General features: G+C 64.9%; 22 protein-coding genes. 19 read left to right on the top strand and 3 right to left on the bottom strand.

Annotated features, from left to right (window positions below):
• Positions 1-209: 209 nt before the first annotated feature.
• The 8 genes from QA642_RS37445 to QA642_RS37410 all read left to right on the top strand — a co-directional run bounded on the left by QA642_RS37445 (position 210) and on the right by QA642_RS37410 (position 11,528).
• Positions 210-3,347, top strand: a complete 3,138-nt coding sequence (locus QA642_RS37445) for an efflux RND transporter permease subunit (protein WP_283081383.1) — start codon at positions 210-212, stop codon at positions 3,345-3,347.
• Between the two features lie 35 nt (positions 3,348-3,382).
• Positions 3,383-3,982 (top strand): TetR family transcriptional regulator, encoded by a 600-nt coding sequence (locus QA642_RS37440; RefSeq protein WP_283081382.1) that lies wholly within the window; start codon positions 3,383-3,385, stop codon positions 3,980-3,982.
• 172 nt (positions 3,983-4,154) lie between these two features.
• Positions 4,155-4,778, top strand: a complete 624-nt coding sequence (locus QA642_RS37435) for a flavin reductase family protein (RefSeq protein WP_283081381.1) — start codon at positions 4,155-4,157, stop codon at positions 4,776-4,778.
• Between the two features lie 300 nt (positions 4,779-5,078).
• Positions 5,079-7,346, top strand: a complete 2,268-nt coding sequence (locus QA642_RS37430) for an acyl-CoA dehydrogenase (protein ID WP_283081380.1) — start codon at positions 5,079-5,081, stop codon at positions 7,344-7,346.
• Positions 7,346-8,629 (top strand): acetyl-CoA C-acetyltransferase, encoded by a 1,284-nt coding sequence (locus tag QA642_RS37425; RefSeq protein WP_283081379.1) that lies wholly within the window; start codon positions 7,346-7,348, stop codon positions 8,627-8,629. The genes QA642_RS37430 and QA642_RS37425 overlap by 1 nt, the downstream gene beginning before the upstream one ends.
• 2 nt (positions 8,630-8,631) lie before the next feature.
• Complete coding sequence (locus tag QA642_RS37420) at positions 8,632-10,728, top strand: 3-hydroxyacyl-CoA dehydrogenase NAD-binding domain-containing protein (protein ID WP_283081378.1); 2,097 nt, start codon at positions 8,632-8,634, stop codon at positions 10,726-10,728.
• Between the two features lie 7 nt (positions 10,729-10,735).
• Entirely contained in the window at positions 10,736-11,146 is a 411-nt protein-coding gene (locus QA642_RS37415; protein ID WP_283081377.1) for an acyl-CoA thioesterase, read from the top strand.
• Positions 11,147-11,336: 190 nt separating this feature from the next.
• Entirely contained in the window at positions 11,337-11,528 is a 192-nt protein-coding gene (locus QA642_RS37410; RefSeq protein ID WP_195799755.1) for a hypothetical protein, read from the top strand.
• Positions 11,529-11,753: 225 nt separating this feature from the next.
• Here QA642_RS37410 and QA642_RS37405 read toward each other — a convergent pair whose 3' ends face one another.
• Positions 11,754-12,206, bottom strand: a complete 453-nt coding sequence (locus QA642_RS37405; RefSeq protein ID WP_283081376.1) for a nuclear transport factor 2 family protein — start codon at positions 12,204-12,206, stop codon at positions 11,754-11,756.
• Positions 12,207-12,360: 154 nt separating this feature from the next.
• Here QA642_RS37405 and QA642_RS37400 point away from each other — a divergent pair, with 154 nt between their 5' ends.
• The gene (locus tag QA642_RS37400) at positions 12,361-13,047 is read left to right on the top strand and encodes an HAD-IA family hydrolase (protein ID WP_283081375.1); all 687 of its coding nucleotides are present in this window, start codon (positions 12,361-12,363) and stop codon (positions 13,045-13,047) included.
• Positions 13,048-13,135: 88 nt separating this feature from the next.
• On the top strand, positions 13,136-13,981 hold the full coding sequence (locus QA642_RS37395; protein WP_235539959.1) for a DeoR/GlpR family DNA-binding transcription regulator: 846 nt from the start codon (positions 13,136-13,138) through the stop codon (positions 13,979-13,981).
• A gap of 4 nt (positions 13,982-13,985) precedes the next feature.
• Here QA642_RS37395 and QA642_RS37390 read toward each other — a convergent pair whose 3' ends face one another.
• Entirely contained in the window at positions 13,986-14,408 is a 423-nt protein-coding gene (locus tag QA642_RS37390; protein ID WP_283081374.1) for a type II toxin-antitoxin system VapC family toxin, read from the bottom strand.
• A complete protein-coding gene (locus QA642_RS37385; RefSeq protein ID WP_283081373.1) occupies positions 14,405-14,689 on the bottom strand; it encodes a type II toxin-antitoxin system Phd/YefM family antitoxin in 285 nt (94 codons plus the stop codon). The genes QA642_RS37390 and QA642_RS37385 overlap by 4 nt, the downstream gene beginning before the upstream one ends.
• Before the next feature lie 232 nt (positions 14,690-14,921).
• Between QA642_RS37385 and glpD the strand changes: the two genes are divergently transcribed.
• From glpD to QA642_RS37340, 9 genes are all read left to right on the top strand, one after another.
• Positions 14,922-16,472, top strand: a complete 1,551-nt coding sequence (gene glpD / locus QA642_RS37380; RefSeq protein WP_283081372.1) for a glycerol-3-phosphate dehydrogenase — start codon at positions 14,922-14,924, stop codon at positions 16,470-16,472.
• Positions 16,469-17,545 carry an ABC transporter ATP-binding protein gene (locus QA642_RS37375; protein WP_283081371.1) on the top strand — a complete coding sequence of 359 codons (1,077 nt, stop codon included), beginning with the start codon at positions 16,469-16,471 and terminating at the stop codon, positions 17,543-17,545. The genes glpD and QA642_RS37375 overlap by 4 nt, the downstream gene beginning before the upstream one ends.
• 12 nt (positions 17,546-17,557) lie before the next feature.
• Positions 17,558-18,643: an ABC transporter ATP-binding protein gene (locus QA642_RS37370; RefSeq protein WP_283081370.1), complete on the top strand. Its 1,086-nt coding sequence runs from the start codon at positions 17,558-17,560 to the stop codon at positions 18,641-18,643.
• Entirely contained in the window at positions 18,643-19,617 is a 975-nt protein-coding gene (locus tag QA642_RS37365) for a sugar ABC transporter permease (RefSeq protein ID WP_283081369.1), read from the top strand. The genes QA642_RS37370 and QA642_RS37365 overlap by 1 nt, the downstream gene beginning before the upstream one ends.
• Positions 19,617-20,423, top strand: a complete 807-nt coding sequence (locus QA642_RS37360) for a carbohydrate ABC transporter permease (protein WP_027564313.1) — start codon at positions 19,617-19,619, stop codon at positions 20,421-20,423. The genes QA642_RS37365 and QA642_RS37360 overlap by 1 nt, the downstream gene beginning before the upstream one ends.
• Before the next feature lie 10 nt (positions 20,424-20,433).
• Positions 20,434-20,763 carry a DUF2160 domain-containing protein gene (locus QA642_RS37355; RefSeq protein ID WP_283081368.1) on the top strand — a complete coding sequence of 110 codons (330 nt, stop codon included), beginning with the start codon at positions 20,434-20,436 and terminating at the stop codon, positions 20,761-20,763.
• A gap of 129 nt (positions 20,764-20,892) precedes the next feature.
• Positions 20,893-22,635, top strand: a complete 1,743-nt coding sequence (locus QA642_RS37350) for an ABC transporter substrate-binding protein (protein ID WP_283087060.1) — start codon at positions 20,893-20,895, stop codon at positions 22,633-22,635.
• A 407-nt stretch (positions 22,636-23,042) separates the two neighbouring features.
• Positions 23,043-24,509, top strand: coding sequence for an FAD-binding oxidoreductase (locus QA642_RS37345; protein ID WP_283081367.1), 1,467 nt, complete (start codon positions 23,043-23,045; stop codon positions 24,507-24,509).
• A gap of 13 nt (positions 24,510-24,522) precedes the next feature.
• Entirely contained in the window at positions 24,523-25,608 is a 1,086-nt protein-coding gene (locus QA642_RS37340; RefSeq protein ID WP_283081366.1) for an ABC transporter substrate-binding protein, read from the top strand.
• Positions 25,609-25,621 lie beyond the last annotated feature (13 nt).

Here is a 25,621-nt window from a genome sequence, read left to right as displayed (position 1 = left end):
CCGGGGCACGCGCAGCGTGAACCCGGAATGACACGAGAAGCGAATTACGTCGTGCAAGGCGAGTTTCGGCGCAAGCGCAAATGCCGGGGCTGAAGCGGCGAAGCGATCCAGAACCTGCCCAGCCCCCTGGATTGCTTCGCTGCCTCGCGACGACGGTTTGAACAGAGCGGCTGTCGTTTGTGCAACTGGATCGTCTTTCGGAGAGAGCGATGAAGCGCTTCAATCTTTCGGCCTGGGCCGTCAGTCATCCGACGCTGGTCCTCTTCCTGATGCTCGTGCTCGGCGTCGCCGGCTACTTCTCCTATCAGAAGCTCGGCCGCGCCGAGGATCCGTTCTTCACGGTCAAGGTGGTCAACGTCTCCGTGCTCTGGCCGGGCGCGACCGCGCAGGAGATGCAGACCCAGGTCGCCGATCCCATCGAGAAGAAGATCCAGGAGCTGCCCTATTTCGAGAAGGTGCAGACCTATTCCAAGCCGGGCTTCACCGCGCTCCAGGTCACCTTCCGTGACTCCACGCCGCCGAAGGACGTCCCCTATCTCTTCTATCTGCTGCGCAAGAAACTGGTCGACGTGCAGGGTCAGCTGCCGTCCGGCATTCTCGGGCCGGTCGTCAATGACGAGTTCTCCGACGTCGATTCCATCCTCTACATGTTGACCGGCGACGGCGCCGACTATGCCCAGCTCAAGAAGGTCTCCGAAGGTTTCCGCCAGCGCCTGCTGAAGGTGCCTGGTGTGACCAAGGTCGACGTCTACGGGAACCAGGACGAGCGTATCTTCGTCGAGTTCAGCCACGCCAAGCTCGCCACCCTCGGCATCACGCCGCAGGCGCTGTTCGATTCGCTCGCCAAGCAGAACAACGTGACCCCAGCCGGCACGGTCGAGACCTCGTCCCAGCGCGTACCGCTGCGCGTCACCGGCGCGCTCGACGGCGCGAAGGCTGTGGCGGAGACCCCGGTCGAGAGCAACGGCCGCGTGTTCCGTCTCGGCGACATCGCCACCGTCACCCATGGCTATGTCGATCCGCCGAGCTTCGTCGTCCGCCAGGAAGGCAAGGCCGCGATCGGCATCGGTGTCGTCACCGCCAAGGGCGCCAACATCCTCGAGCTCGGCAAGGAGGTCGAGAAGGCGACCGCCGAGTTCATGAAGGCCGTGCCGCAGGGCGTCGACGTCAAGCTCATTGCCGACCAGCCCAAGGTGGTCGAGCACGCCGTCGGCGAGTTCGTGCACTCCTTCATGGAGGCGCTCGTCATCGTGCTGTTCGTCTCGTTCCTGGCACTCGGCTGGCGCACCGGCATCGTGGTCGCGCTGTCGGTGCCCTTGGTGCTCGGCATCGTCTTCGTCGTCATGAACACGATGTCGCTCGACCTGCACCGCATCACGCTCGGCGCGCTGATCATCGCGCTCGGCCTGCTCGTCGACGACGCCATCATCGCGGTCGAGATGATGGTGGTGAAGATGGAGCAGGGTTGGGACCGCATGCGCGCGGCGTCCTTTGCCTGGGAATCCACCGCGTTTCCGATGCTCACGGGAACGCTGGTCACGGCCGCTGGCTTCCTCCCCATCGGCTTTGCCAATTCGGCCGTCGGCGAATATGCCGGCAGCATCTTCTGGATCGTGGCGATCGCGCTGGTCGCCTCCTGGTTCGTGGCGGTGATCTTCACGCCCTATATCGGCGTCAAGCTGCTGCCGGAGATGAAGGCGCACCACAATCACGACCCGCACGCGGTCTACGAGACCCGCATGTATCGCGGCCTGCGCGCCATCGTGCAATGGTGCGTCAATCACCGCATCACCGTGGTCGTCGCGACCGTCGGCGTCTTCGTCGCCTCGATCGTCGGTTTCGGCCATGTCCAGCAGCAGTTCTTCCCGCTGTCGGAGCGGCCCGAGCTGTTCCTGCAGCTGCGCCTGCCCGAGGGCACCGCCTTCAACGTCACCGAGAAGGCCGTGAAGCAGGCCGAGACGCTGCTGAAGGACGACAAGGACATCGAGACCTATACCGCCTATGTCGGCCAGGGCTCGCCGCGCTTCTGGCTCGGCCTCAATCCGCAGCTTCCGAACGAGGCCTTTGCCGAGATCGTCATCGTCGCCAAGGGCGTCGAGGCACGCGAGCGCGTCAAGGCCAAGATCGAGAACGCTGTCGCCGACGGCATGCTGACCGAGGCACGTGTGCGCGTCGATCGCTTCAATTTCGGCCCGCCGGTCGGCTTCCCCGTCCAGTTCCGCGTGATCGGCCCGGACGCCAACAAGGTGCGCGAGATCGCCTACCAGGTCCGCGACGTCATGCGGCAGAACAAGAGCGTCAAGGACGTCCAGCTCGACTGGAACGAGCAATCGCCTTACCTGAAGCTCGTCGTCGACCAGGATCGCGCCCGTGCCATGGGCCTGACCCCGCAGGAGGTCTCGCAGGCGCTCGCGATGCTGATCTCGGGCTCGCAGGTCACGACCGTGCGCGACGGCATCGAGAAGGTCGGCGTGGTCGCCCGCGCGATCCCGTCCGAACGTCTCGATCTCGGCGGTGTCGGCGATCTCACCATCACCTCGCGCAATGGCGTCGCCGTGCCGCTGCAGCAGATCGCCAAGATCGAGTACTCCCACGAGGAGCCGATCATGTGGCGGCGCAACCGCGACATGGCAATCACCGTGCGCTCCGACGTCGTCGACGGCGTGCAGGCGCCCGACATCACCAACCAGATCACGCCGAAGCTGAAGGCGATCAAGGATCACCTCGAGCCGGCCTACCGCATCGAAGCGGGCGGCGCGTTCGAGGAATCCGCCAAGGGCAACGCCTCGATCTTCATCCTCTTCCCCGTGATGGTCATGGTGATGCTGACGCTGCTGATGATCCAGCTGCAGAGCTTCTCGCGCCTGATCTTGGTGTTCCTGACCGCGCCGCTCGGCATCGTCGGCGCCTCGCTCGGGCTCAACGTCGCCAACGCTCCGTTCGGCTTCGTGGCGCTGCTCGGCCTGATCGCGCTCGCCGGCATGATCATGCGCAATGCGGTCATCCTGGTGGATCAGATCGAGACCGACGTCAGCCACGGCCTGACCCGCCGCGAGGCGATCGTGGAGGCGACCGTCCGCCGCGCCCGTCCGGTGGTGCTGACGGCGCTCGCCGCCATCCTCGCCATGATCCCGCTGTCGCGCTCGGCCTTCTGGGGCCCGATGGCGATCACGATCATGGGAGGCCTGTTCGTCGCGACCTTCCTGACGCTTCTGTACCTGCCGGGCCTCTATGCCCTGTGGTTCAGGAAGAGCCTGGACGAGGCCGGTTCGGCCGAACAGCCTACCGCATCGCAGCATGGGAGCGATAACCATCCCGCTATTCCGCTTGCTGAAGCGGCTGAATAAGTGAGATGAAGTACTGACGAACGAGTCCTGACAAAATGACACTGGTTGCGGAACATATCGAAGGCGACACCCGGGATCGTATCCTCGAGGTGGCCGAGCGGCTGTTCCGCCAGATCGGCTATCAGAAGACCACGGTCGGGGACATCGCCAAGGAGCTCAGGATGAGCCCCGCCAACGTCTATCGCTTCTTCGAATCGAAGAAGGCGATCCACCAGTCGGTGGCGCGGGGCCTGATGGGCGAGGTCGAGCTCGAGGCGCAGCGGATCGTGACCCGTCCCGGTCCCGTGCTGCCGCGCTTCCGCGAGCTGCTCACCACCATCCACCGCATGAACACCGAGCGCTATGTCGGCGATAACAAGCTGCACGAGATGGTCGCGATCGCGATGGAGGAGGACTGGGACGTCTGCGTCGCCCATATGGAGTGCATTGCCGGTGTCATCGGCCAGATGATCGCGCAAGGGGTGGCGTCCGGCGAGTTCGAGGCGCCCGACCTGCCACTGGCCTCGCTGTGCGCCTGCACCGCGATGATGCGCTTCTTCCACCCCCAGATGATCGCCCAGTGCGCCACCAAGCCGGGCCCGACCATCGACCAGATGATCGATTTCGTCATCGCGGGTCTGTCCCCCCGCCACTGACGGGGCTGGAATTTACCCTATAAGTTGATCTGCCGCCCGGCAGAGGATGGCGGGCAAGGACGGATCAACAAATTCCGTCATTGCGAGCGCAGCGAAGCAATCCAGACTGTCTCCGCGGAGGGATTCTGGATTGCTTCGCTGCGCTCGCAATGACGATCAGGGGAAAGCCAGCGTGACCGACAAAGACCTGCACTTCTACGAGCCTTCCAAGGGCCACGGCCTCAAGCACGATCCCTTCAACGCCATCATCGCGCCGCGGCCCATCGGCTGGATCTCCTCGCGCGACACCAAGGGCCACGTTAATCTCGCGCCCTACAGCTTCTTCAACGCGTTCGCTTACGTGCCGCCGATCATCGGCTTCTCCTCCACCAACTGGAAGGACTCGGTCGAGAACATCCAGCAGACCGGCGAGTTCGTCTGGAATCTCGCCACGATGGATCTCGCCAAGCACATGAACGCGACCGCCGCGCATGTCGCCCCTGAGGTCGACGAGTTCGAGATCGCGGGCCTGACCGCCGTGCCCGGCAAGCTCGTCAACGTGCCGCGCGTCGGCGAGAGTCCGGTCGCCTTCGAGTGCAAGGTCTCCGACATCGTCCGCCTCAAGGGCGCCGACGGCAAGGAGGCCGACGCCTGGCTGACGCTCGGCGAGGTCGTCGCCGTCCATATCGACAAGGCCATGATCAAGGACGGCGTCTACCAGACCGCCGCGGCCCGCCCCATCGTCCGCGCCGGCCGCCGCGGCGACTATTTCGAGATCAAGCCGGAAAACATGTTCGAGATGGTCCGGCCGGATTAGGCCGGCCTCCGCTCTCTCCACCGTCATTCCGGGGCGCGCCGTAAGGCGCGAGCCCGGAATCCATACTCCCGATTGTGGTTATGGATTCCGGGCTCGACGCTTGCGCGTCGCCCCGGAATGACGGTGTGGAGGCATCTCACTTCCCCCTCCCGGAACTGCCTCCACGCCCCGGCCGTTATGGTCCCCGGGGGCGGCCGCCCGGCCGCGTCAATTCGCGTCTTTTTGCAGGCGAAGTGTTCACGCACCCCGGCCACTTTCCGCTAAAATGTCCGACACCCGCGCCGATCCATGAGGTCCGCCATGAGCTTCCGCCGCGACAAAATCACAAAGCCGATCTTCTCCTGGGCGCGCGGCGTGCTGCCGGCGATGTCCGACACCGAGCGCGAGGCGCTGGAGGCCGGTGACGTCTGGTGGGACGCCGATCTCTTCACCGGCAATCCCGACTGGACCAAGCTCCTGAAGGTGCCGCAGGCGCGGCTCACCGACGAGGAGAAGGCCTTCCTCAGCGGTCCCGTCGACGAGCTCTGCGCCATGCTCGACGAGTGGAAGATCTTCTGGGAATGGCGCGACCTGCCGCCGGACGTCTGGCATTTCGTCAAGCGCGAGAAATTCTTCGGCATGATCATTCCGAAGGAGTTTGGAGGGCTCGGCTTCTCGCCTTATGCGCATTCGGAAGTCGTTCGCAAGATCTCGACCCGCTCGATCGCGGCTGCCGTCACCGTGATGGTGCCGAACTCGCTCGGCCCCGGCGAGCTCCTGATGCGCTTCGGCACCAAAGAGCAGCAGGAGCGCTGGCTGCCGCGGCTTGCCGACGGCCGCGACATTCCCTGCTTCGGCCTCACCAGCCCTGAGGCCGGCTCAGATGCCGCCTCGATGATCGACACCGGCATCATCTGCAAGGGCAACTTCGAAGGTCGCGAGGTCACAGGCCTCCGCCTCAACTGGCACAAGCGCTACATCACGCTCGGCCCCGTGGCGACACTCCTCGGCCTCGCCTTCAAGGCCTACGATCCCGACCATCTGGTGGGCCAGCAGGAGGAGCTCGGCATCACCGTCGCGCTGATCCCGACCAATCTCCCCGGCGTCGAGATAGGCCATCGCCATCTGCCCTCGATGCAGGTGTTCCAGAACGGTCCGAACCGCGGCCGCGACGTCTTCATTCCGCTCGACTATGTCATCGGCGGCAAGGAGCGGCTCGGGCAGGGCTGGAAGATGCTGATGACGGCGCTCGCCGCCGGCCGCGGCATCTCGCTGCCGTCGCTCTCTGCTGCGGGCGCAGCCTATGCCGCGCGCACCACCGGCGCCTACGCACGCATCCGCGAGCAGTTCGGCATCTCCATCTCCAAGTTCGAGGGCGTCGAGGAGCCGCTCGCGCGCATCGTCGCCACCGCCTATCAGCTCGACGCGGCGCGCCGGCTGACCTGCGCGGCGCTGAACGCCGGCGTTCATCCCGCCGTCATCTCAGGCATCATGAAGCTTCACGCGACCGAGCGGATGCGCACCGCGGTCGATGACGCCATGGACATCCATGGCGGCAAGGCCGTGATCGACGGCCCGCAGAACTATATCGGCAACCTGCACCGTGCCGTGCCTGTGGGCATCACCGTCGAGGGCGCCAATATCCTTACCCGCAATCTCATCGTGTTCGGGCAGGGCGCGATCCGCGCGCATCCCTATCTGCTCGACGAGATGAACGCGCTCGCCGACACCGATCGCGAACGCGGGCTCACCGCGTTCGACACCGCGATCTGGAAACACGTCGGCCATAGTTTCCGGACACTGTTCCGTGCCTTTGGCCAGAGCTGGACCTTTGGCGCCTTCGCGATGGCGCCGGATGCGGGCGATGCCACGCCGTTCTATCGCCAGCTCTCGCGCTACTCCGCAGCGTTCGCGCTCTGTGCCGACATGGCGCTGCTGACGCTCGGCGGCGCGCTCAAGCGCAAGGAGATGCTGTCGGCGCGCTTCGGCGATATCCTCTCCGAGCTTTACCTGCTCTCGGCCGCGCTCAAGCGGTGGCAGGACGAGGGTCGGCAGAAGGAGGATTTTGCTGCACTGGAATGGTGCATGGCGACGGGCTTCAAGACGATCGAGAACCGGCTTGCCGAAATTCTCGCCAATCTGCCCAACCGTTTCGTTGCCGGCTTCCTCAAGCTCGTGGTCCAGCCGTTCGGTGCCCGCGTGCTCGGTCCGTCCGACCGCGTCGTGCACCAATGCGCTGGCATCGTGCTGGAGCCGTCGGCCGCGCGCGAGCGCCTCACGCCGGATCTTGCCCATGTCGACGACGACAGCGGCTTTGCCCGGCTGGAGCGCGCGTTCAAGCTGGTCGCGAGCACCGATGCGATCGCCAAGCGCATGCGCGCCGCGCATATCCGTGACTGGAAGGACGCCATCGCCAAAGGCGTGATCACGCAGGCCGAAGGCGAGCAGCTCGCGGCCGCTCACGAAGCCGTCACAAAAGTCATCGAGGTCGACGATTTCGCGCCGGAGGCGCTATCGCCGATTTACAAGAAATCCGGCGACGTGCATCAGTTCTTCCAGGAACTCGGTGAACAGAGGGCGGCGAGCTGATGGCACGACCGGTTTTCATCGTCGACGGCAGCCGGACGCCGTTTCTGAAAGCACGTTCCGGGCCGGGGCCGTTCACGCCGGTCGATCTCGCCGTGCAGTGCGGACGGCCGCTGCTGGCGCGCCAGCCGTTTTCGCCTGACGATTTCGACCAGGTCATCCTCGGCTGCGCCAACGTCATCGCCGACGAGATGAACCCGGCCCGCGTTGCCGCGCTCCGGCTCGGCATGGGCGAGGACATGGTCGCCTTCACGGTGCAGATCAATTGCGGCTCGGGCATGCAGTCGATCGACACCGCCTACCGCTACATCCGCGAGGGCCATGCCGACATGATTTTGGCGGGCGGCACTGAAGCCTTGAGCCACGCGCCGCTGGTCTGGCCCAATTCCGGCGTGCGCTGGTTCGCCGGCCTTGCCACTGCCAAGGGCGTGGCCGTCAAGCTCGCCGCCGCGTTCAAGCTGCGCCCGCGCTATCTCAAGCCGATCATCGGCCTCGAGCGCGGGCTGACCGACCCCATTACCGAGTTGAACATGGGCCAGACCGCCGAGGTCGTCGGCCATCTCTTCGGCATCACCCGCGCCCAGTCGGATGCCTATGCCGCCGAGAGCCATCGCCGGCTCGCCCACGCGCAGGCCGAAGGCTATTTGCAGGGCGAGGTCGAGACAGCGTTCTCCCGCGACGGCAAGTTCTTCGACCACGATGACGGCGTGCGCCCCGACTCCACCGCCGAGACGCTGGCAAAACTCCGGCCGGTGTTCGAGCGTCCCTGGGGACAGGTCACCGCCGGCAACTCGTCGCAGATCACCGATGGCGCGTCCTGGGTGATCCTGGCTTCCGACGCGGCGGTGGCAAAGCATGGACTGACGCCGAAGGCCGCGATCGTCGACAGCCATTGGGCCGCGCTCGACCCCAGCATCATGGGGCTCGGCCCGGTGATGTCGGCAACGCCGCTGCTTCAGCGCAACGACCTCACCATCAAGGACGTCGAGACCTGGGAGCTGAACGAGGCGTTTGCGACGCAGGTCCTTGGCTGTCTCGCCGCCTGGAACGACGACAAATTCTGCCGCGAGATCCTCGGCCTCGACGGCGCCGCCGGCGAGATCGATCGCGAGCGACTGAATGTCGATGGCGGCGCGATCTCGCTCGGCCATCCCGTCGGCACCTCCGGCAACCGCATCGTGCTGCATCTCGTCAATGCGATGAAGCGGCTCGGCACGCGGCGCGGAGTCGCCACCGAATGCATCGGCGGCGGGCTCGGCGGCGCCATGTTGATCGAGGCGGTGTGACCATGGATTCGAAGATCATGACCGCGCTCGGCGACCGTGTGCTGGAGCTCGGGCCGCAGCCCGCGGCTGACGGCCGCTACAAGCACTTCAAGCTGACGCGCGATGCCGATGGCGTCGCCTGGCTGCTGTTCGACCGTGCCGAGACAAGCGCCAACACGCTCTCGTCCGACGTGATGGAAGAGTTCGACGCCGTGCTCGCGGCGATCGAGACCGAGCGCCCGGCCGGCCTCGTCATCCGCTCGGCAAAACCGTCCGGCTTCATTGCCGGCGCCGACGTCAACGAATTCCGCGGCGCCAGCGATGCCGAGATGGTGGAGACACGCATCCGCGCCGCGCATGCCGTTGTGGATCATCTGGAAGCGCTCAAGCTGCCGACGGTCGCGGTCGTCCACGGCTTCTGCCTCGGCGGCGGGCTCGAGGTCGCGCTGGCCTGCCAATCGCGCATCGCCATCGACGGCGCGCGCTTCGGCTTCCCGGAGGTGATGCTGGGCCTGCATCCCGGCCTCGGCGGCACCGCGCGGTTTACCGCGCTGGTCAACCCGACCCAATCGATGGCCTTGATGCTCACGGGTCGCACCATCGATGCGCGCCGCGCCAAGTCGCTCGGCCTCGTTGACACCGTGACGCAGGAGCGCCACGTCCGCGGCGCCGTGAAGGACGCGCTGTTCGGCCGCCTGAAGCGTGCGCGTCCGGGCCTGCTGACACGCGCGGCCAATTTCGGCCCCGTGCGCGGGCTGCTTGCAAAACGCATGCGCTCGGAGGCGGCGAAGGCCGCGTCCCGCGAGCATTACCCCGCGCCCTACGCGCTGATCGATCTCTGGGAGACCCATGGCGGCAGCAAGTCCGCGATGCTGAAGGCCGAGCAGGCGTCCTTTGCCAAACTGATGGTGACGCCGACCGCGCAGAATCTGATCCGTGTCTTCTTCCTGCGCGAGCAGATGAAGAAAGCGGCCGGCCCCGGCAACACCATCAAGCACGTCCACGTCATCGGCGCCGGCGCCATGGGCGGCGATATCGCGGCCTGGTGTGCGGGGCAGGGGCTGCGCGTCTCGCTGGCCGACATGAAGGCGGAGCCGATCGCGGGGGCGGTGAAGCGCGCCGCCGAGCTTTACGGCAAGATCATCCGAAAAGCCACCGAGGTGCGCGACGCGCTCGACCGCCTGATCCCTGACATGGACGGCGAGGGCGTCCGCAACGCCGATCTCATCATCGAGGCGGTGCCGGAAAAGCTCGAGCTCAAGCAGAAGGTCTATGCGGGCCTCGAGCCCAGGATGAAGCCGGGCGCGATCCTGGCGACCAACACGTCCAGCATTCCGCTTCAGGATCTGCGAACGACGCTGGCCCGGCCGGAGCGGCTGGTCGGCCTGCATTTCTTCAATCCAGTGTCGCGCCTGCAACTGGTCGAAGTGGTCAGCCATGACGGTAACGACGCGCAAGTGCTGAAGGAGGCGCTCGCCTTTGTCGGCGCGATCGACCGCCTGCCGCTGCCGGTGAAGAGCTCGCCCGGCTTCCTCGTCAACCGGGCACTGACGCCCTACATGCTGGAAGCGATGGTGATGCTGGACGAGAAGATCGACCAACGCCTGATCGATGCCGCCGCTGAACAATTCGGCATGCCGATGGGACCGATCGAGCTCGCCGACCAGGTCGGCCTCGACATCTGTCTCGATGTCGGCGACATGCTGCGCACCAAGTTCGGCGACCTCTTGCCGCCAACGCCGGCCTGGCTGCGCGAGAAGGTCGCAAAGGGCGAGCTCGGCCGCAAGACCGGCAAGGGCTTTTACACCTGGAAGAACGGCAAGGCCGAGAAGGCACCGCTGCCCGAGACCGGCCCGCGCGTCACCGACCAGATGATCGACCGCCTGGTGCTGCCGATGTCCAACGTCTGCGTCGCGGCGCTTCGCGAAGGCATCGTCGATGACCCTGATACGGTCGACGGCGCCATGATCTTCGGCACCGGCTATGCGCCATTCCGCGGTGGTCCGCTGAACTATGCGCGCACGCGCGGCGTGGAAAATATTGTATCCACGCTGCGCGCGCTGGCCGAACGATTCGGCGGACGCTTCGCGCCCGATCCGGGCTGGGATAGTTTCAAGTGAGAGCGATATGAGCGAAAAGTCCGATACCGCGCCGCGCGGCGATCTCTGCATCCGCACGCTAGCGATGCCCGCCGACACCAATGCGAACGGCGACATCTTCGGCGGCTGGCTGCTCAGCCAGATGGATGTCGGCGGCGGCGTGTTTGCTTCAAAAGTCGCGAAGTCGCGCACCGTGACGGTCGCGATCGAAGCGATGAATTTTCGCAAAGCCGTCTATGTCGGTGATCTCGTCTCGGTCTATGCCAATCTCGTGCGCGTCGGGCGCACGTCGATGACCGTGCATCTCGAAGCGTGGGCGCTGCGTCGCGGCGAGGAGCATCCGTTCCTCGTCACCGACGGCAACTTCACCTATGTCTCGATCGACGAGCATGGCCGACCTCAGGAGGTGCGCTCCACCGATACGTCGATCGCGACGTAAGCGCGCGCGGCGGATGACCGCGCGGCGTCGCGTCAGCAACCGTCAAGGCTTCGCCAAGAACAAGTCATAAAACGGATGAGGTCCCGGCGTACCCAATTGCGTGTCGATTCGGGGTGGAAACGGCCTCAAACGCCCAGGAACCTTTGGGCCTGGATGCCGTTGTCTGCGCGCACTGAGGACTACACGGACCATGCCGGACAGCTACATCATCGAAGTGAATTCGCAGACTGCGGGTATCGTGGTCCGCGGCCAGGGAGGCTACTGCTTCTTCGCCTCCTCCCACCAATTCAACCGCCTCGAAGGCCAACTCTTTCGCAACGCACGCGAAGCCGAGCGCGCGGCGCGCAAGCTGGTTAACGGCGATGTGAAGGAGGCTGCGTAAGCGTCGCACCAGTCATTCCGGGGCGCGCGAAGCGTGGTCGGAATTTTTTGCAGCCCTTGGTGCTGCTGCCTTTTTCCTTCTCCCCTTGTGGGAGAAGGTGGCGCGAAGCGCCGGATGAGGGGTATCTCTCCGCAAGATCGTTCGTGAAGAGAGATACCCCTCACCCGTCTCGCCGCCTTCGCGGCGAGCCACCCTCTCCCACAAGGGGAGAGGGCAAGACCATCATCACAACTTCGTTGCAGCCCGCGACAAGAGCTTCCACTCGTCGCCCTGCTTCTGCCAGTTCATCAGGATGTGAAGGTTGGTCGACACTTTTTTCCCATCGGCCGCCATCTCCTGCTCGCCCAGCCAGTGAAAGCGGACGATCGCGGCGGGGCCAACCACCTTGATGGTGGGGTCCTTGTATTCGATCGACAGGAATTTCGATTTGCCGTCGGTGGCGTTGGCGATGAAGGTCGCCTTGTCCTCGACCTTGCCGTTGGAATGGCTGTAGCTGAGATCATCCCAGCACAGCGCGCCAAGCGCCTTCGGGTCGGCCGCGATCTGGGCGAGGCGGAAGGCCTCGACCTTCTTCGCCACGGCTTCCTCGTCCGCCGATGCGGCGAGCGCCGGTGATGTGAGCGCAAGCGCGGAGACGGCGAGAGTCGAGAGAGCCAGATCGCGTCGGTTGATCGTCATCGTTTCCTCCTTTTTGATCTTGCATGGAGTGTTGCAGCCGCGCGCGACTTTGTCGAGTGCCGCATTGTCGTCATGTGGATGCGTCATTGCGCGATCGAGGTCGTATTGATACGTCTCACGCATCGATGCGTCGCGCATTTTGGAAAGTACGGAAATGATCGAGGCCAGACAGGGTACGATGGGCAAGGCGTTGCTGTTCGACATCGACGGCACGCTCGCCGACACCGACCCGTTGCACTTGAAGGCCTTCAACCAGGTGCTCGGTCCGCATGGCCATGTCTTCGACCACGCGCGCTTCTCCAGGGAGCTGCAAGGCTTCGCCAATGTCGCAATTGGCGAGCGCTTTCTGCCCCACGAAGCGCCGGAGCGGCGCGCCTTGATCCTCGATGAGAAGGAGGAGGTCTTCCGCAGGCTGGTGGCCGGGCAGATCGCGCCGCTGCCGGGCCTGATGGCGCTCCTCGACCGTGCGGATGGCGCTGGCATTCCCATGGTCGCCGTGACCAACGCGCCGCGTCTCAACGCCGAGCTGCTGCTGTCAGGCCTCGGCATCACGCACCGCTTCAAGGCGCTCGTGATCGGCGCCGAGCTGCCGCATGGCAAGCCGCATCCGCTGCCCTATCAGGAAGGTCTGCGTTTCGTCGGGGCGAGGCCGGAGGCTTCGATCGCATTCGAGGACTCCCGCACCGGCGTGCAATCCGCCACAGCGGCCGGCATTCCGACCATCGGCATCCGCACCAGCCTCAGCCATGCTGACCTGGTTGCATCAGGCGCGGTCGCCTCCGCCAGTGCCTTCGACGATCCGCAGCTGCTTGCGCGTCTTGCCGCCGCGATGGCGTGGTGAGGGCCATCCGTTAACCGTGATCGGCGCGCGCATTGACCGAAGCCGCGAACCGCCGCACCATGCATCCTCCTGATTTGAGGCCGTTGCCGTGACCGGACTGACCCACCGCCAAGCCGAGATCCTCAACATCGCGCGCGCTTCCGGCCGTGTCATGGTCGAAGAGCTCGCGCGCAAGTTCGAGGTCTCGGCGCAGACCATCCGCAAGGATCTCAACGATCTCTGCGAACGGAGATCGCTGACCCGCATCCACGGCGGCGCCATCATCGCCTCCGGCGTGGAAAACCTCGCCTATGAGGCGCGCCGCTTCGTCGCCGCCGATGAGAAGAAGGCCATCGGCGCCGCGGCCGCATCGCTGATCCCGAACGGCTGCTCGCTGTTCATCAATATCGGCACCACCACGGAGGAGGTCGCGAGCGCGCTGACCTCGCACGAGGACCTGCTCGTCATCACCAACAATCTCAACGTCGCCATGCTGCTCTACCGCCATCCCCGCATCGAGGTGGTGGTGGCCGGCGGTACGGTGCGGCGCGCCGACGGCGCCGTGGTTGGCTCGACCGCGACGCAGCTGATCGGCCAGTTCAAGGTCGACTACGCCATCATCGGCGCATCCGCGATCGACGAGGAGGGCGCGCTGCTCGACTTCGATTATCGCGAGGTGCAGGTGGCGCAGGCCATCATCGCCAACGCCCGCAGCGTCATGCTGGTCGCCGATTCGACAAAGCTGCGTCGCAGCGCGCCGGTGCGCATCGCCCACATCACCCAGATCCAGACCTTTGTCACCGACCAGGAGCTCCCCGAGCGCCTCGCCACCATCTGCCACAGCAAGGGCATCGAGGTGGTGGAAGCGATGCCGAAGGGGGCGGATATCGACGACACCCAGGCCGATGCGCAGGACGCGGCGCCCGAAGCCGCGCCGGTGGTGCGGTTGAGATAGCGTATTAGGCGTCCCACGGATTGAGCAGCGGGACGCCCAAGGCCGCGAAATCCTTCACGTTGCGCGTGACGAGCGTGAGGCTGTTCGCAAGCGCGGTCGCCGCAAAGAAGCCGTCCATGACAGACAGCGCAACTCCTGTTCTGCGGCTCTCCGCCATCAGGTCGCCCCAGCGATCCGCCACGGCGTGATCGATCGGCAGGACTCGCTCGGCAAACCGCGCCGGCAGGTCGTGGGCAAGCCAGGCGGCTAACGCTGTGCGCCGGCGGCCGTCCTTCAGCAATGCGATGCCGCGGCGAAGCTCAGCGATTGATGCGACGCTGATGAACGCACGGTCCTCGTCGATCGTATCGAGCCACGCCAGGACTTTCAGCGAAGGCGCAGGCCGCCGAACCTCCGACAGCACGTTGGTGTCGAGCAGCAGGTTCACGGCATTTCGTCGCGTGGCGTGTCGTGCACGCGATCGAGTTCAAGGTCGGCGCCACGCAGCGGCGAGGCCAGCAGGAATTCGGCCAGAGTGCCCTTGCGTGCTGTCTTGCGCGCCCATTCCTGGGCGGAAACGACTACGGCATTCGGCTTGCCGTGACGGGTGATGACCTGCGGGCCCGTTTGGGCGCGGTCTACCAGTTCGGACAGCCGTGCCTTGGCATTCGCAAGGGTCCAGGTGTCATTGATCGGAGGCGTGTCGGGCGCAGTGTTATGGTCAGCCATGCGAGTTGAAAACCATTATGACTAATGTGACTATATTTCTGGAGGCCTCCTATATCAAGTGAGCTGCAGCTCCTTCAATTGTCGTCCGTGCTGCTTATTTGCGCGTCCATCTGCCCACTAAAAAAGTTCCTCTTTCACTTCCTTTCGCCTCTCTTTCATCTTGCTTTCGTTTTTCGGTGTGATCTAATCAAAAACGAAAGTAGCCGCTCGAAGGAACGAGCGTCGCCGGGGGATGCGTCTGTTGGAGCGTATTTTCGACCTCGCCATCATTGGAGGCGGTGTTAACGGCTGCGGCATCGCGCGCGACGCGGTGGGCCGCGGCAACACGGTTTTCCTATGCGAAATGAACGATCTGGCGAGTGGGACGTCGTCCTGGTCGACCAAGCTGGTGCATGGCGGCCTGCGCTATCTCGAATATTACGAGTTTCGGCTGGTCCGCGAGGCGCTGATCGAGCGCGAAATCCTCTGGGGCATCGCGCCTCACATCATCCGCCCCTTGCGTTTCGTTTTGCCGCATCACGCCGGCCTGCGTCCGGCTTGGCTGCTGCGCCTCGGCCTCTTCCTCTATGACCACATCGGCGGCCGCCACCTGCTGCCGGCGACCCGCTCGGTCGATCTCAGGCGTGACGAGGTCGGCAAGCCGCTGATCCCGAACCGCTACAGCCGCGCATTCGAATATTCCGACTGCTTCGTCGATGACGCCCGCCTCGTCGTGCTCAACGCGCGCGATGCCGCCGACAAGGGGGCCGAGATCCGCACCCGCACCCGCGCCACCGAGATCCACCAGTCCGACGGCATCTGGACCGTCAGCATGGTCAACACGCTGACCGGCGTGCGCTCGTCGATTCGGGCGAAGGCCCTGGTCAATGCTGGCGGTCCCTGGGTCGAGGACGTTCTCGGCCGCGGCGCCGGCGTCAATGCCAAAGCCAAGGTGCGCCTGGTGCAGGGTTCGCATATCGTGGTCAAGAAGCTCTACGATCACGACCGCGCCTACATGTTCCAGAACGCCGACGGCCGCATCATCTTCGTGATTCCCTATCAGGACGATTTTACGCTGATAGGCACGACGGACCGGGACTATGACGGCGACCCCGCCAAGGTGAAGGCGACGCCGGAGGAGATTCAGTATCTCTGCGCGGCGGCGAGCGAGTATCTGGCGAAACCCGTCAAGCCCGAGGACGTGGTCTGGACCTATTCCGGTGTGCGGCCGCTCTATGACGACGGCGCCAACGAGGCCAAGGCCGCGACGCGCGATTACGTGTTCGAGCTCGACACCCCCGGCGGTGTGCCGCTGCTGTCGATCTATGGCGGCAAGATCACCACCTATCGCCGCCTCGCCGAAGAGGCGCTGGAGCGGCTCGCGCCCTATCTTCGCAGTGCGAAAGCGCGCGAGGGCTGGACCGGCAAATGGCCGCTGCCCGGTGGCGACATGGATGTGTCCGATGTCGACGGCCTGGTCGCCGAGCTTCAGCGCGGCTATCCCTTCCTCAGCCATGAGCACGCACGCCGCCTTGCGCGCGCCTACGGCACCAGGGCAATCAAGTTGCTCGGCGATGCCAAATCGGCCGCCGATCTCGGCCAGGCCTTCGGTGCGACACTGACCGAGCGCGAGGTGCGCTATCTCATGGCCAATGAATGGGCGGTCACCGCCGAGGACATCGTCTGGCGCCGTTCCAAGCTCGGCCTGCGACTAAGTGCCGACGAGATCGCCGCGCTTGACGACTGGATCAGGACCCACGCTGTGCAGCAAAGTCCACTGCTGGAAGCAGGAGGACGCTCATGAGCGTGACACTCGATCACGTGACCAGGACCGTCGACGGCATCGCGCACATCCGCGACGTCTCGCTGACGCTCGAGAGCGGCACGCTCAACGTGCTGCTCGGGCCGACACTGTCGGGCAAAACCTCGATCATGCGGCTGCTCGCCGGCCTCGACAAGCCGACGACGGGCAAGGTGCTGGTTGGCGGCAAGGACGTCACCGGCGCCGACGTGCGCCAACGTTCCGTCGCGATGGTCTATCAGCAGTTCATCAACTACCCCTCGCTGACGGTCTACGAGAACATCGCCTCGCCCTTGCGCGTGCAGGGCAAGCCGCGCGATGAGATCGAGAAGCGCGTGGCGGAGGCGGCAAAGCTGCTGCGGCTCGAGCCGTTCCTCAAGCGCACGCCGCTCCAGCTCTCCGGCGGCCAGCAGCAGCGCACCGCGATCGCGCGGGCTCTGGTCAAGGGCGCCGATCTCGTGCTGCTCGACGAGCCGCTCGCCAATCTCGACTACAAGCTGCGCGAGGAGCTGCGCGCCGAGCTGCCGCGCATCTTCGAGGCCTCGGGCGCGATCTTCGTCTATGCCACCACCGAGCCGACCGAGGCGCTGCTGCTCGGCGGCAACACGGTGTGCATGTGGGAAGGCCAGGCGCTGCAGATGGGCGAGACCGCCAATGTCTACCGCCGGCCGCAGACCTTGCGCGTCGCGCAGGTCTTCTCCGATCCGCCGCTCAATCTCGTCGCCATCGAGAAGAGGAACGGCTCCGTGCAATATGCCGGCGGCACGGCCTCGCCGGCCTCGGGCCTCTATTCCTCGCTGGCCGACGGCGCCTATCGCGTCGGCTTCCGCGCGCATCAGCTCGGGCTTGCCAATGGCGAGGCCGACCGCCATGCCTTCCATGCCACTGTCACGGTGACCGAGATCACCGGTTCGGAGAGTTTCGTGCATCTGACCCGCGACGGATCGAACTGGGTGGCGGTGCTGCACGGCGTGCATGAGTTCGAGCCCGGCCAGACCATCGATGCGGTGCTTGATCCGAATGATGTCTTTGTGTTCGATGCCGCCGACCGTCTGGTCGCGGCGCCGAGCTCGTGAGGGAGATGCGCCATGGCTCGCATTGACCTCGTCGATCTCGCCCATTCCTACGGCGGCAATGATGCGCCGCAGGAAAGCTTTGCGCTGAAGCCGGTCACCATGACCTGGCGGCAGGGCGGCGCCTATGCGCTGCTCGGCCCGAGCGGCTGCGGCAAGACCACGCTGCTCAACGTCATCTCCGGCATCATCACGCCCTCGCGCGGGAAAATCCTGTTCGACGGCAAGGACATCACGCCGCTGTCGACGCAGAAGCGCAACATCGCCCAGGTGTTCCAGTTTCCGGTGATCTACGACACCATGACCGTCGGGGAGAACCTGGCGTTTCCGCTGAAGAACCGCGGCGTGCCCAAGGCCGAGATCGACAAGCGCGTCGCCGAGATCGGCCGCCTGCTCGACCTCGAGCCCTATCTGAACCGGAAGGCCACGCGCCTCACCGCCGATGCCAAGCAGAAGATCTCGCTCGGCCGCGGCCTGGTCCGTTCCGATGTCGCTGCCGTGCTGTTCGACGAGCCGCTGACGGTGATCGACCCCGAGCTGAAATGGCAGCTTCGTTCCAAGCTGAAGGCGCTGCATCGCGAGCTCGACCTCACGATGATCTACGTTACCCACGACCAGACCGAGGCGCTGACCTTCGCCGACACCGTCGTCGTCATGCATGACGGCCGCGTGGTGCAGAGCGGCACGCCGGCCGAGCTGTTCGACAAGCCGGCGCACACCTTCGTCGGTTACTTCATCGGCTCGCCCGGCATGAACATCCTGCCGGCGGAGGTGAGGGGGCGCGAGGCCAGGGTCGACGGCCATGTCATCGCGCTCAACCGCGCTTACGACAATCTTCCGGCAGGCGCCAAGATCGAGATCGGCGTTCGGCCTGAATTCGTCGAGGCCGTGGCGCCCGCGCCCGGGCTGCTCGGTGCGAAGATCGAACGCATCGACGATCTCGGCCGCATCCGCTTTGCGCGCGTGCGTGTTGGCGACGCCAAGCTCGCGGCGCGCGCGCCGGCGGGCTTCACGTCATCCGACGGCACGGCCGGGCTGAAGTTCGATCCGTCGCATGTCCACGTCTATGCCGACAGCCTTCTGGTGGAGGGAGCCGCCTGATGGACAAGACCGTCAACCAAAAAGCCTGGTTCCTGGTGCTGCCGGTGTTCCTGGTGGTCGCGTTCTCGGCGGTGCTGCCGCTGATGACGGTGGTGAACTATTCGATGCAGGATACCTTCGGCAACAACCAGTTCTTCTGGAACGGTGTCGGCTGGTTCAAGGAGCTGCTCGATCCTTCGACCGATCTCGGCGGCCGCTTTCTCGCTTCCCTCGGGCGAAACCTGTTCTTCTCGATGGTGATCCTCGCGATCGAGGTGCCGCTCGGCATCGTCGTCGCGCTGTCGATGCCGCGCCAGGGCTGGACCGTCGCGGCCTGCCTCATCATTCTCGCGCTGCCTCTGCTGATTCCGTGGAACGTGGTCGGCACGATCTGGCAGATCTTTGGCCGGCCCGACATCGGACTGATGGGCTATTCGCTCAATGCGATGGGCATCGACTACAACTACGTGTCCAACGCCGTCGACGCCTGGATCACTGTCATCGTGATGGACGTGTGGCACTGGACCAGCCTCGTTGCGCTGCTCTGCTATGCCGGTCTGAAGTCGATCCCGGATGCCTATTACCAGGCGGCGCAGATCGATGGCGCCTCGCGCTGGGCCGTGTTCAGGGCGATCCAGCTGCCGAAGATGAACCGCGTGCTGCTGATCGCTGTGCTGCTGCGCTTCATGGACAGCTTCATGATCTACACCGAGCCCTTCGTCGTCACCGGCGGCGGGCCCGGCAACTCCACCACCTTCGTGTCGATCGAGCTGGTCAAGATCGCGCTCGGCCAGTTCGACCTCGGCAAGGCCGCCGCGCTCTCGCTGGTCTACAATCTGATCATCCTGATCGTGTGCTGGATCTTCTACACCGTCATGACCAATGCCGGCGTCGAACGAAAGGTCCAGGCGGAGAGTGAACCGGCGCTGGAGCCCAAGCCTTCGGCCGCGCTCAAGCCCGTGCCTGCGCTCAAGCCAAAGGAAGGAGTGGCCTGATGCATTCGATCCCCGGCCGCCGCCTCATCATGGGGCTGTTCCTGGTCTTCCTGCTGCTGCCGATCTACTGGCTCATCAACATGAGCTTCAAGACCAACAGCGAGATCGTCTCGACGATGACGCTGTGGCCGCACACGCCGACCTTGCAGCACTACAAGCGCATCTTCACCGATGAGAGCTGGTATTCCGGCTACATCAATTCGCTGGAATACGTCGTCCTCAACACCATCATCTCGATCTCGGTGGCGCTGCCGGCGGCCTACGCCTTCTCGCGCTACCGCTTCCTCGGCGACAAGCATCTGTTCTTCTGGCTGCTGTCCAATCGCATGGCGCCGGCGGCGGTCTATGCGCTGCCGTTCTTCAACCTCTATTCGGCGATCGGCCTGTTCGATACGCCCTGGGCGGTGGCGCTCGCGCACTGCATCTTCAACGTTCCGCTCGCGGTGTGGATTCTCGAAGGCTTCGTCTCCGGCGTGCCGCGCGAGATCGACGAGACCGCCTTCCTCGACGGCTATTCCTTCCCGCGCTTCTTCATCAAGATCCTGGTGCCGCTGATCGCGAGCGGCATCGGCGTCGCCGCCTTCTTCTGCTTCATGTTCTCCTGGGTCGAGCTGCTGCTCGCGCGCACGCTGACCTCGGTGCACGCAAAGCCGATCGCCGCGATCATGACGCGCACCGTGTCGGCCGCCGGCATGGACTGGGGCTTGCTTGCGGCTGCCGGCGTGCTCACCATCATTCCGGGCGCGCTCGTGATCTGGTTTGTCCGCAATTACATCGCGAGCGGTTTCGCGCTCGGCCGCGTCTGAGGAGGCATCAATGGAATCCATCGCATGGATGGCCTGGACGCTGCCGACGGCGATCTTCTTCGCCGCACTCGCCTGCACGCTCGCGGTCATGACTTGCCTTGCCGCGGTCTATCCCGAAGCCGAGCGCGTCGGCGTGCTGCGCATCCCGACCACGCGCGGCGATCGCCTGTTCATCTCGCTGATATCGGCGGCCGTCATCCACCTCTTGTGGATCGGCCTCGTCGGCACCGACGCGATCGCGACGCTGCCGATCGGCGAGGATGGCTTTGAGATTTCGAGCCTCTGGCTCGCAAGTGGAATTTCGCTGGCCACGGCCGTGCTCATTTTCCGCACGGTCTGACGCTCGCGAAGGGACGGCCAGATCCGGGGGCAACCGGGTCTGTATAAAAGTTTGTCGCTGCAACGGAGGAACAACATGCGACAGTTTAGGAGAAGGAAAGGTCCATTGACCAAGAGCAGCTTTCTGACCATGTCCAGCGCCGCCGCGATCGTCGCGGTGTCGTTCGCCGTCTCGGCGCCGGTGCGCGCCGCCGACGATGCCGCGATCCAGAAGTGGATCGCGGAATTCCAGCCCTCGACGCTGTCGAAGGAAGACCAGAAGAAGGAGCTGGAGTGGTTCGCGAAGGCGGCCGAACCGTTCAAGGGCATGGAGATCAACGTCGTCTCCGAGACCATCACCACCCACGAATACGAATCGCAGACGCTCGCCAAGGCGTTCTCCGAGCTCACCGGCATCAAGCTCAAGCACGACATCATTCAAGAAGGTGACGTTGTCGAGAAGCTGCAGACCCAGATGCAGTCGGGCAAGAACGTCTATGACGGCTGGATCAACGACTCCGACTTGATCGGCACGCATTTCCGCTACGGCCAGACCATCGCGCTGTCGGACTACATGACCGGCGAGGGCAAGGACGTCACCGACCCGATGCTCGACGTCAACGACTTCATCGGCAAGTCGTTCGGGACCGCGCCGGACGGCAAGCTCTATCAGCTGCCCGACCAGCAGTTCGCCAACCTCTATTGGTTCCGCTACGACTGGTTCACCAACCCCGACTACAAGGCGAAGTTCAAGGCCAAGTACGGCTACGAGCTCGGCGTTCCCGTGAACTGGTCGGCCTATGAGGACATCGCCGAGTTCTTCACGAACGACATCAAGGAGATCAACGGCGTCAAGGTCTACGGCCATATGGACTATGGCAAGAAGGATCCCTCGCTCGGCTGGCGTTTCACCGACGCCTGGCTGTCGATGGCCGGTAACGGTGACAAGGGCATCCCGAACGGCCTGCCGGTCGACGAATGGGGCATCCGCATGGAAGGCTGCCGTCCGGTCGGCTCGTCGGTCGAGCGCGGCGGCGACACCAACGGTCCGGCTGCGGTCTACTCGATCACCAAGTACCTCGAGTGGATGAAGAAGTATGCCCCGCCGCAGGCGCAGGGCATGACCTTCTCCGAGTCGGGTCCGGTGCCGGCGCAGGGCAACATCGCCCAGCAGATGTTCTGGTACACCGCCTTCACCGCCGACATGGTGAAGCCCGGCATCGCCGTGATGAACGCGGACGGTACGCCGAAATGGCGTATGGCTCCGTCGCCGCACGGCTCGTACTGGAAGGAAGGCATGAAGCTCGGCTACCAGGACGCCGGCTCGCTCACGCTGTTGAAGTCGACTCCGGCTGACCGCCGCAAGGCGGCCTGGCTCTACCTGCAGTTCATCGTCTCGAAGACGGTGTCGCTGAAGAAGAGCCATGTCGGTCTCACCTTCATCCGTGAATCCGACATCTGGGACAAGTCGTTCACCGAGCGTGCGCCGAAGCTCGGCGGCCTGATCGAGTTCTACCGTTCGCCCGCACGCGTGCAGTGGACCCCGACCGGCAACAACGTGCCTGACTATCCGAAGCTCGCGCAGCTCTGGTGGCAGAATATCGGCGATGCGTCGTCCGGTACGAAGACGCCGCAGCAGGCCATGGATGCACTCGCGGCGGCCCAGGACTCCGTGATGGAGCGCCTGGAGAAGTCCGGCGTGCAGGGCGCCTGCGGCCCGAAGCTGCACAAGAAGGAGTCGGCCGAGTACTGGTTCGCCAAGGCCCAGAAGGACGGCACGATTGCTCCGCAGCGCAAGCTCGCCAACGAGAAGCCGAAGGGCGAGACCGTCGACTACGACACGCTGATCAAGTCGTGGCCGGCGCAGCCCCCGAAGCGCGCGGAAGCGAAGTGACGTCGTAGACGTCATGGCCGGGCTTGACCCGGCCATCCATCAAACACGAAAGGCCGGGAGCAATCCCGGCCTTTTTCTTTTGGCGCGCTCCGCTGCGCACGCAATGACGAGTTTATGGCGCGCGCGATCCGCACGCTCGCTGTCATTCCCGCGAAGGCGGGGAATCCCGTCCGCCGCGGCCTCTCGATTCAATCACCGACGTCACGGAGTACTGGATGCCTCGCCTTCGCGGGGCATGACAGCGGTGGTGCTAAGGCACGTCTCCGCCTGCAGGCAACCGATCGCGCGCCCCCCCCGCTTGACTCCCTGTCACGCCGAATTCATAGTTAGCATAATGCGATTGAAGTAATCGTATGTCGATTACTTCTGGGCACCGGGCCAACGTCGGCCCGTTCCGGGAGGCTGTGATGGCATTGATCGAGGCGTTCAGACAGTTGCTGGGCGACACGGCCGTGCTAACTCGCGAGGAGGACCTCGCGGGCCTGACCGAGGATTGGCGCGGCCGGTTTCAAGCACCGGCGCTCTGTGCCGTGCTGCCCTCGACCACCGAGCAGGTCGCGGCCATCGTTCGTCTCTGCGTCGCGCACCAAACGCCGGTGCTGCCGCAGGGCGGCAACACCAGCCTCTGTGGCGGCGCGACGCCGTCGGGGCAGGGCAAGCCGCCGGTCATCGTCGCGCTGACGCGCATGCGCCGGATCCGCTCGCTCGATCCCGTCAACAACACCATGGTGGTCGATGCCGGCTGCGTGCTGGCGACCATCCAGGAGAGCGCGGCTGCCGCCGGCCGGCTCTATCCTGTCAGCCTCGGCGCCGAAGGCTCGTGCCAGATCGGCGGTAACATCGGCACCAATGCTGGCGGCACCGGCGTGCTTCGCTACGGCAACACGCGCGACAACGTGCTCGGGCTCGAGGTCGTGCTGCCGGACGGATCGATCTGGGATGGCCTTTACGCGCTGCGCAAGAACAACACCGGCTACGACCTCAAGCATCTCTTCATCGGCTCGGAGGGGACGCTCGGCATCATCACCGGCGCGGTACTGAAACTGCATCCGCTGCCGACGGCGGAGGCCGTCGCCTGGCTCGCGGTCGACAGTCCGCAAGCGGCGCTCAATGTGCTCGGCCTGTTTCAGGCCGCCTGCAATTCACGGCTCTCCGCCTTCGAGCTGATGAACGCGAAGCAGATCGAGCTGGTGCTGGAGCAAGTGCCGGGCCGGCGCTGCCCGGTCGCAGAGATCAACACCTGGCACGTTCTGGTCGAGCTCTCCGACACCGGCGATGCAGCCGCGCTCGCGGCGACGATGCAGGCGGTGCTCGAACAGGCGTTAGAGGCCGGGCTGGTCAGCGACGGCGTCGTCGCCACCAGCGAGGCGCAGCGCAAGGCGATGTGGCTGGTGCGTCACAGCGTGTCGGAAGCCAACAAGAAGGCCGGAGTCGGCCTGACGTCGGACACCGCGGTGCCGGTCTCGACCGTGCCTGATTTCATCGACCAGGCGATGGCGGCCGTGCGCGCGATCGTGCCGGATCTGCCGTTCATCATCGTCGGCCATATGGGCGACGGCAACATTCATTTCATTCCCTTCTTCAGCTTTGCCGAATGGGACGCGCTGCCGGAGCGCGACGAGACTGCACAGCGGATCCGCCGCGCCATGAACGACGTCGCAAGCTCGCTGCGCGGCACCTTCAGCGCCGAGCACGGCGTCGGGCGCACGCTGACCGGCGAGATGACCCGCTACAAGCCGCCGGTCGAGCTCGCCTTGATGCGGGCGGTGAAACAGGCGTTCGACCCGTCTGGTCTGTTCAATCCCGGCCGCGTTCTGCCGCCGCCATCGGCGGCTGAGGCGGCCGCCGCTTCACCGACCAATACAACATCGTAGAGAGGGGACTGACATGACCAACGCACCGAAGATCATCACCTCCCGCCGCCGCCTGCTGCTGGGCGCAGGGGCTGGCGCCGTCGCGCTCGCCGCGCCCTCCGTCTGGTCGCCGTCCCGCGCCGCAGGCAAGCGCATCGTCGTGCGCGACGACGGCGGCATCTACACCAAGGCCTACGGTGCCGTGTACTACCGGCCCTTCACCGAGGCGACGGGCATCGAGGTCGTCGGCGTGCAGGCCAATGCCGAGCCGGTCGCCCAGATCAAGACCATGGTCGACACCAAGAACTACACCTGGGACATGGCCAAGATCTCCTGGCCCGCGATCCAGATCCTGACCACCGGCGCCAAGCAATATCTGGAGAAGCACGGCCTCGAAGCCGAGCCCGTCATCAAGTCGATCCCGGCCGAATACGCATCGCCCTACGGCGTTGCCACCAACGTCTACACCACCGTGCTGGCCTATCGCACCGACGCCTTCAAGGGCCGCAAGGCGCCGCAATCCTGGGCCGATTTCTGGAACGTGGCGGATTTCCCCGGACGCCGTTCGGTGCGCAAGCATCCCTTCGACACGATCGAGGAAGCGCTGATGGGCGCGGGCGCGCCGACCGCGCAGGTCTATCCCTGCAATCTCGACAAGGCCTTTGCCTCGCTCGACAAGATCAAGTCGCAGGTCGCCGTGTGGTGGACCAGCGGCGCGCAGGTCGAGCAGATGCTGACCTCTGGTGAGATCGACCTCCTTCCGACCTGGGTGTCGCGCGCGCAGTCCGCGCAGGCGGCCGGTGCGCCCGTCGAGATCGTCTGGAACCAGGGCATCTGGGGTGCCGACAATTGGTCGATCCTCGCCGGCACGCCGAACGCCGATGCCTGTCGCGAGTTCATCAAGTTCGCCTCCGATCCGAAGCGGCAAGCGGCGCTCGTCGAATATTTCCCGGCCGGCCTGACGCAGCCGGAGGCCTTCAACTACGTCAAGCCCGAGGTCGCGAAGAACTGCCCGACCTATCCTGACAACATCAAGGCTGGTCTGAAGATCGACGCGAAGTTCTGGTACGACAACCAGGCCGCCGTCATCGAGCGCTTCAACAGCTGGATCCTGGCTTGACCGGCAGGGGAGG

It is taken from the genome of Bradyrhizobium sp. CB2312 (assembly GCF_029714425.1).
Lineage (GTDB): Bacteria > Pseudomonadota > Alphaproteobacteria > Rhizobiales > Xanthobacteraceae > Bradyrhizobium.
The sequence above is the reverse complement of the archived record's forward strand: the minus strand, read 5'-3'. Positions and strand labels throughout refer to the sequence as shown.